An 8,574-nucleotide genomic window follows, 5' to 3' on the forward strand; every position below is an offset into this window, starting at 1 on the left:
GGCCGCCTCGGCGCTCGTCGCGACGTCGCCCGGCCCGACGGCGAGACCGAGCCGGGTGAGATGCTCGGACACCTCGGCGGGCACCCGCGAGGCGTTGTTCGTCGCGAACTGCACCGGCCGGGTCACGGCGCGCAGCGACTCCACGGCATGCGCCACTGCGTGCGGCCCCCGATACACGACGCCGTCGAGGTCGCAGACGAGCCCCTCGTATGCCGCGGCGAGCGTCGTCGGGTCAGTCGCGGCCGTCATCGCCCTCGGACCCGCCGTCCTTGGTCTCCGGCTCGTCCTCGTCGCCGAGGAGGTCGGTGACGACGATGCCGTCGAGCTCCTCGAGCCGCTCGGCCGCATCGGTCGTCAGGTCGACGTCGGCCTCCGCCGCGCGGGCGAACCAGTCCCGCGCTTCCGCCGTCCGGCCCTGCTCGAGGAGCACGTCCGCATACGCATAGGCCAGTCGCGCGCCGTGCGGGGTGAGACGCCGACGGCGCAGGGCCGGCTGCTGGAGCGCGACGAGAGCGGCCTCGGGCTGTCCCAGGTCCCGGCGGATCCCCGAGACGACGATGGCCAGCTCCACCCGCTCCGCCTCGCCGAGCTGCGCGGCCTCCGGTGAGGACGCGAGGTCGAGGGCGCGGTCCAGCCTCCCGAGCCCGCGTTCGCAGTCGACCATGAGCGGCAGCAGCTGGGAGGACCCGCTCAGCCGTCGAACGGTGCGGAACTCCGTGAGGGCCCGGGCGAAGTCCCCCATCCGGTAGGCGACCATGCCGAGCGCCTCACGGGCGGCGGGCACCCGGCCCGCCCGCCGCACCGCCGTCTCGGCATGGGCGAGTGCGGACTCGAGGTCTCCCTCGGCGAGCAGGAGGGCGGTCATGACGAGGTGCTGGGCGACTCCGGTGGCGTTCTCCGCACTGAGCGTCCGCAGCTGCGCCCGCACGTCGCGGTCGAGCTCCTTGCCCGTCACACCCTCGGCGATGCGCGGCTCGGGCAGTCGTGGACGCCTCGGGGCCAGTCGGGGCCCACCTCGCTGCGGCTGTCCCTCCGCACGGTCTCGGCCCGACCCCGGGACCGGAGCCTTCCCGGGTCGCGGCCCCTTCCGCGGAGCCCCGCCACGGCCGTGACCCGACGCACCTCGGCCGGCCGACCGTCGGTCGCCGCCTGCTCCTTGCGCCACGGTGGGTGCTCCTTGCTGCCTGTAGGGACGGTCGTCACGCAGATGGCCCGCCGGGAATCCGGCGGGCCATCTGTGAAAGGTTGTCCGGCTGCGTCCTACTCTCCCACACCGTCACCAGTGCAGTACCATCGGCGCTGAAGGGCTTAGCTTCCGGGTTCGGAATGGAGCCGGGCGTTTCCCCTTCGCTATGACAGCCGAAACTCTATGGAGATCTCAATCGTTTCCCGACCGTATCTCGGGAACAACACAGTGGACGCGAGCAAATCTAGAGTGTGTATCAAGTTATCGGCTTATTAGTACCAGTCAGCTGCATGCATTGCTGCACTTCCACATCTGGCCTATCAACCCAGTCGTCTACTGGGAGCCTCTCGGGGTGAACCCCATGGAAACCTCATCTTGAAGCGTGCTTCCCGCTTAGATGCTTTCAGCGGTTATCACTTCCGAACGTAGCCAATCAGCCGTGCCCTTGGCAGGACAACTGACACACCAGAGGTTCGTCCATCCCGGTCCTCTCGTACTAGGGACAGCCCTTCTCAAGCTTCCTACGCGCACAGCGGATAGGGACCGAACTGTCTCACGACGTTCTAAACCCAGCTCGCGTACCGCTTTAATGGGCGAACAGCCCAACCCTTGGGAGCAACTCCACCCCCAGGATGCGACGAGCCGACATCGAGGTGCCAAACCATGCCGTCGATATGGACTCTTGGGCAAGATCAGCCTGTTATCCCCGGGGTACCTTTTATCCGTTGAGCGACGGCGCTTCCACAAGCCACCGCCGGGTCACTAGTTCCGACTTTCGTCCCTGCTCGATATGTCTATCTCGCAGTCAAGCTCCCTTGTGCACTTACACTCGACACCTGATTGCCAACCAGGCTGAGGGAACCTTTGAGCGCCTCCGTTACCTTTTAGGAGGCAACCGCCCCAGTTAAACTACCCACCAGGCACTGTCCCTGATCCGGATCACGGACCGAGGTTAGATATCCAGAACGACCAGAGTGGTATTTCAACGATGACTCCACACACACTGGCGTGCATGCTTCACAGTCTCCCACCTATCCTACACAAGCCGCACCGAACACCAATACCAAGCTATAGTAAAGGTCCCGGGGTCTTTCCGTCCTGCTGCGCGTAACGAGCATCTTTACTCGTAGTGCAATTTCGCCGAGTTCGTGGTTGAGACAGTGGAGAAGTCGTTACGCCATTCGTGCAGGTCGGAACTTACCCGACAAGGAATTTCGCTACCTTAGGATGGTTATAGTTACCACCGCCGTTTACTGGGGCTTAAATTCCGAGCTTCGACCCGAAGATCTAACCCGTCCTCTTAACCTTCCAGCACCGGGCAGGCGTCAGTCCGTATACATCGTCTTGCGACTTCGCACGGACCTGTGTTTTTAGTAAACAGTCGCTTCTCCCTGGTCTCTGCGGCCCTTCACCCTAGTGGGCAAGCCACTTCAGGGTCCGGGCCCCCCTTCTCCCGAAGTTACGGGGGCATTTTGCCGAATTCCTTAACCACGATTCACTCGATCGCCTTGGTATTCTCTACCTAACCACCTGAGTCGGTTTGGGGTACGGGCGGCTAGAACCTCGCTAGAAGATTTTCTTGGCAGCATAGGATCACCCTGCTTCCCGCATTCGCGGTCACTATCAGGTCTCAGGATATGTGTGGTGCGGATTTGCCTACACCACTCCCTACACCTTTGGACGTGGACAACCATCGCCACGCGGAGGCTACCTTCCTGCGTCTCTCCATCGCTTGACTACTACGAGGTCGGGTCGCGCGTTCCACACAGCATCTGTCCGAAGACGTCAGCTGGCTTCAGGCGCTTAGCATCACTCGGTTCGTCAGGGGCGGTTCTTCGCCGGTTCCGGAATATCAACCGGATGTCCATCGACTACGCCTGTCGGCCTCGCCTTAGGTCCCGACTTACCCAGGGCAGATTAGCTTGACCCTGGAACCCTTGGTTATTCGGCGGACGGGTTTCTCGCCCGTCATTCGCTACTCATGCCTGCATTCTCACTCGTGTGGCGTCCACGGCTGGATCACTCCGCCGCTTCCCTCGCCACACGACGCTCCCCTACCCATCGACACGCTTGGACCTCCACTGAAGGAGGCCGGGCAGATGTGTCAATGCCACAGCTTCGGTGGTGTGCTTGAGCCCCGCTACATTGTCGGCGCGGAATCACTTGACCAGTGAGCTATTACGCACTCTTTAAAGGGTGGCTGCTTCTAAGCCAACCTCCTGGTTGTCAGAGCAACTCCACATCCTTTCCCACTTAGCACACGCTTAGGGACCTTAGCTGGTGGTCTGGGCTGTTTCCCTCTCGACTACGGAGCTTATCCCCCGCAGTCTCACTGCCACGTTCTCACTTACCGGCATTCGGAGTTTGGCTAACGTCAGTAACCTGGTGAGGCCCATCGGCTATCCAGTAGCTCTACCTCCGGTAAGAAACACGTGACGCTGCACCTAAATGCATTTCGGGGAGAACCAGCTATCACGGAGTTTGATTGGCCTTTCACCCCTACCCACAGCTCATCCCCTCAGTTTTCAACCTAAGTGGGTTCGGTCCTCCACGACGTCTTACCGTCGCTTCAACCTGGCCATGGGTAGATCACTCCGCTTCGGGTCTAGACCCAGCGACTCATTCGCCCTGTTCGGACTCGCTTTCGCTACGGCTTCCCCACACGGGTTAACCTCGCCACTGAGCACTAACTCGCAGGCTCATTCTTCAAAAGGCACGCCGTCACCCCACAAGGAGGCTCCGACGGATTGTAGGCACACGGTTTCAGGATCTATTTCACTCCCCTCCCGGGGTACTTTTCACCTTTCCCTCACGGTACTTGTCCGCTATCGGTCACCAGGGAATATTTAGGCTTAGCGGGTGGTCCCGCCAGATTCACACGGGATTTCTCGGGCCCCGTGCTACTTGGGATGGTTCTCTGGAGTGCACGCCATTTCGTCTACGGGGGTAGCACCCTCTGTGCCGGGCCTTTCAATGCCCTTCGACTATAACGCGCATTTTTGACTCCATGCTGGCCTGTCAGAGCCAGCTGAGAAGTCCCACGACCCCGGTCATGCAACGCCTGACAGCTATCACACATGGCCGGTTTAGCCTGTTCCGCTTTCGCTCGCCACTACTCACGGAATCGCGGTTGCTTTCTCTTCCTGTGGGTACTGAGATGTTTCACTTCCCCACGTTCCCTCTGCTCACCCTATGTGTTCAGGTGAGAGTGACTGGACTTGCCTCCAGCCGGGTTTCCCCATTCGGAAATCCTCGGATCACAGTCTGGTTATCGACTCCCCGAGGCTTATCGCAGATTCCTACGTCCTTCTTCGGTTCCTGGTGCCAAGGCATCCACCGTGTGCCCTTATAAACTTGAGCCACAAAGATGCTCGCGTCCACTGTGTAGTTCTCAAAATACGGGCGGCCCATCACCGCACTCGGCGCCTACCGCGCAGGGCGGTGGTTCGTCCGTGGTGATGGTCCTGACCGAATGGTCGTGAGTGCTGCCGTCGCCGGCCGAGCCCTCAGGACCCAACAGCGTGTCAGGCGCCGATGTCCTCTCGACGGTGTTCCACTGCCTTGCGGCTTGTACTGACCTGTCGAGCTGACATGGCGCCAACTAATCGATGTTCCACCCGTGAGCACCTGCCGCCGGACGTACGCCGACGGACCAGGCTCTGGATCGCTTGCGCGACCAGTGCTCCTTAGAAAGGAGGTGATCCAGCCGCACCTTCCGGTACGGCTACCTTGTTACGACTTAGTCCCAATCGCCAGTCCCACCTTCGACGGCTCCCTCCCTGACGGGTTGGGCCACCGGCTTCGGGTGTTACCGACTTTCGTGACTTGACGGGCGGTGTGTACAAGGCCCGGGAACGTATTCACCGCAGCGTTGCTGATCTGCGATTACTAGCGACTCCGACTTCATGGGGTCGAGTTGCAGACCCCAATCCGAACTGAGACCGGTTTTTTGGGATTCGCTCCATCTTGCGATTTCGCAGCCCTTTGTACCGGCCATTGTAGCATGTGTGAAGCCCAAGACATAAGGGGCATGATGATTTGACGTCATCCCCACCTTCCTCCGAGTTGACCCCGGCAGTCTTCTATGAGTCCCCGGCATGATCCGCTGGCAACATAGAACGAGGGTTGCGCTCGTTGCGGGACTTAACCCAACATCTCACGACACGAGCTGACGACAACCATGCACCACCTGTATACCGACCTTGCGGGGCACCCATCTCTGGATGTTTCCGGTATATGTCAAGCCTTGGTAAGGTTCTTCGCGTTGCATCGAATTAATCCACATGCTCCGCCGCTTGTGCGGGCCCCCGTCAATTCCTTTGAGTTTTAGCCTTGCGGCCGTACTCCCCAGGCGGGGCGCTTAATGCGTTAGCTGCGGCACGGAACTCGTGGAATGAGTCCCACACCTAGCGCCCAACGTTTACGGCATGGACTACCAGGGTATCTAATCCTGTTCGCTCCCCATGCTTTCGCTTCTCAGCGTCAGTAGTGGCCCAGAGACCTGCCTTCGCCATCGGTGTTCCTCCTGATATCTGCGCATTCCACCGCTACACCAGGAATTCCAGTCTCCCCTACCACACTCTAGTCTGCCCGTACCCACTGCAAGTCCGGGGTTGAGCCCCGGATTTTCACAGCAGACGCGACAGACCGCCTACAAGCTCTTTACGCCCAATAATTCCGGACAACGCTCGCACCCTACGTATTACCGCGGCTGCTGGCACGTAGTTAGCCGGTGCTTCTTCTGCAGGTACCGTCACTTTCGCTTCTTCCCTGCTGAAAGAGGTTTACAACCCGAAGGCCGTCATCCCTCACGCGGCGTCGCTGCATCAGGCTTTCGCCCATTGTGCAATATTCCCCACTGCTGCCTCCCGTAGGAGTCTGGGCCGTGTCTCAGTCCCAGTGTGGCCGGTCGCCCTCTCAGGCCGGCTACCCGTCGTCGCCTTGGTGAGCCGTTACCTCACCAACAAGCTGATAGGCCGCGAGTCCATCCCAGACCGAAAAACTTTCCAGACGGTAGAGATGCCTCTCCGTCTCGTATCCGGTATTAGCTCCGGTTTCCCGGGGTTATTCCAGAGTCTGGGGCAGGTTACTCACGTGTTACTCACCCGTTCGCCACTGATCACCCGGAGCAAGCTCCAGGGTCACCGTTCGACTTGCATGTGTTAAGCACGCCGCCAGCGTTCGTCCTGAGCCAGGATCAAACTCTCCGTTGATGTGTGACTCCCGGGCGCGAAGCCCGAGAAATCTTTACCCTCGAAGGGTTGTTTCGCTGACTGAGCAAGAACAACTAGCTATTGCTAGATGATCGTTGTCAACCAAAGGATTTTCGTGTGAGCTCCTGCTCTCGCCGACCGGACGGCCGGTTCGAGCCGAACCTCACGACGAGGTTATTGGCATCGATTTTTGACACGCTGTTGAGTTCTCAAGGTTCGGACGCGCACCGGAACGTCGGTCGAGGAGACCAACCGTTTCGGGGCAACCGTTTTACTGTACGTCACCGCTCTTGGAGAGTCAAATCCGTGACCCACTCATCGAGTGACCGGGTTCGACCTGCTTGGCTCGGTATGACGCGTCCCACTCTAGCAGACCTCGTGGGCACTGCCGTGTGGCGGGAGTCAGTCCTCGGGACCGGCCTGCTTCGGGCGAGTCATGCTCGCCTCGGTGGCGTCCGTTCCTCCCTGTCGGGCTGACGTCGAGAACATTAGACCGAGGTCTGCGGCGGCTCCAAATCCGACCGTGCAGCCCGGGCGTGTCGCGCCCGCGCCTCAGCCGCGGCGCGCCGCCGCGAGGTTGCGACGGCCCCGCCGCAGGACCGCGACCCGGCCGTGGAGGAAGTCCTCGGGGGCGAGGATCTGGTCGGCGTCGGTCACCTTGCGGCCGTTCACCGACGCCCCGCCCTCGCCGACGGTGCGGCGCCCGGCGTTGCGGGAGTCGGCGAGGCCGACGGCGACGAGCGCGTCGACCACGCTCACCCCCGGCTCGAGGACCGCGCCGGGCAGCTCCGCCGTCGCGTCGGACAGCGTGTCGGCGTCCAGCGCGTGGAGGTCTCCCTTGCCGAAGAGCGCCTCCGACGCGGCCTGGACGGCGGCCGTCGCATCGGCCCCGTGGACGAGCGTCGTGACGTCGGCCGCCAGGGCTCGCTGCGCCGCCCGCCGGAACGGCTCCTGCGTCACCGATCGCTCGAGCTCGGCGATGTCCTCCGCGGAGCGGTCGGTGAACACCTTGAGGAGCATGACGACCGACGCGTCCTCGACGTTGAGCCAGTACTGGTAGAAGGCGTACGGGCTCGTCATCTCCGCCGACAGCCAGACGGCGTTGCCCTCGCTCTTGCCGAACTTCTGGCCCGAGGAGTCGGTGATGAGCGGGGTCGTGAGGAGGTGCACAGAGACGCCCTCGACCCGGTGGATGAGGTCCGAGCCGGCCGTGAGGTTGCCCCACTGGTCGTTGCCGCCGGTCTGCAGCGTGCATCCGTAGGACCGGTACAGCTCGAGGTAGTCCAGGCCCTGGAGCAGCTGGTAGCTGAACTCGGTGTACGAGATGCCCTCGTCGCTGTGCAGCCGCGCCGCGATGGCCTCCTTGCGGACCATCTGGTTGACCCGGAAGTGCTTCCCGACGTCGCGGAGGAAGTCCAGCGCCGACATCGGCGCCGTCCAGTCGAGGTTGTTCACCATGATCGCCGGGTGCGCGACGGCGGGGTCGGAGCCGTCGAAGTCGAGGAACGGCCGCACGAGCTGCTGGATCCGGGAGACCCAGTCGGCCGTCTGCTCCTTGGTCTTCAGGACTCGCTCGGCCGTGGGCCTCGGGTCGCCGATGAGGCCGGTCGACCCGCCGACGAGGCAGATGACCCGGTGCCCCGCGCGCTGCAGGTGGCGCAGGACGATGAGCTGGACGAGGTTGCCGAAGTGGAGCGAGGGCGCCGTCGGGTCGAAGCCGCAATACGCCGTGATCGGACCGTTCTCGAGGGCTTCGCGCAGCGCGGCCTCGTCGGTGGTCTGCGCCACCAGGCCTCGCCACTGGAGCTCGTCGAGGATGCTGCTCACGGCCCTCGGTTCCCTTCGTCGTCGGGTGACACTCGGCATACGACGGTATGCCGAGCCCAGCCTGCCCCATCCCCCGTCGCGTCCGCGCGACCGTCTCGCCCGCGTCCACGCCGGACGACTCCCGGGCGGTAGGCGGACACCGTCGGCTCGCCGTCGAGCCAGAACCGCCAGGGGTATGCGGTGCCGTCCCCGCCCGGCCCGCTCACCCCGACGCGCGGGCCGGTGCGGATGCGGTGGACGTCGACGGCAGCAGGATCCGCGCGCTCGAGGCGCGGCTCGGCCATGGCCCCGCACAGGTCGGCGCCGTTGTCGTCGCGACCCAGCCCGAGGGTCCGGGTGAGGCGCGCC

General features: G+C 62.7%; 3 protein-coding genes, 3 rRNA genes and 1 pseudogene. All 7 read right to left on the reverse strand.

Annotation, left to right across the window (positions count from 1 at the left end; translation table 11 throughout):
• Positions 1–249, reverse strand: a pseudogene (locus tag BN12_RS13180) (HAD-IIA family hydrolase); the annotation flags it as partial.
• Positions 233–955 carry a tetratricopeptide repeat protein gene (locus tag BN12_RS13185; RefSeq protein WP_048553122.1) on the reverse strand — a complete coding sequence of 241 codons (723 nt, stop codon included), beginning with the start codon at positions 953–955 and terminating at the stop codon, positions 233–235. The pseudogene BN12_RS13180 and the gene BN12_RS13185, both read right to left, overlap by 17 nt.
• 292 nt (positions 956–1,247) lie before the next feature.
• Positions 1,248–1,364, reverse strand: a 5S ribosomal RNA gene (rrf, locus tag BN12_RS13190).
• A gap of 74 nt (positions 1,365–1,438) precedes the next feature.
• Positions 1,439–4,546: ribosomal RNA gene (locus BN12_RS13195) — 23S ribosomal RNA — on the reverse strand.
• Positions 4,547–4,876: 330 nt separating this feature from the next.
• Positions 4,877–6,399 (reverse strand): 16S ribosomal RNA (locus tag BN12_RS13200).
• Together the 16S, 23S and 5S rRNA genes form the textbook arrangement of a ribosomal RNA operon.
• Positions 6,400–6,951: 552 nt before the next feature.
• On the reverse strand, positions 6,952–8,226 hold the full coding sequence (gene tyrS / locus BN12_RS13205) for a tyrosine--tRNA ligase (RefSeq protein ID WP_048553124.1): 1,275 nt from the start codon (positions 8,224–8,226) through the stop codon (positions 6,952–6,954).
• The coding region (locus tag BN12_RS13210) for a DNA-3-methyladenine glycosylase (protein WP_200901213.1) at positions 8,223–8,574 on the reverse strand (352 nt) is incomplete at its 5' end. The genes BN12_RS13210 and tyrS, both read right to left, overlap by 4 nt.

The organism is Nostocoides japonicum T1-X7 (assembly GCF_001046855.1).
GTDB lineage: Bacteria > Actinomycetota > Actinomycetes > Actinomycetales > Dermatophilaceae > Nostocoides > Nostocoides japonicum.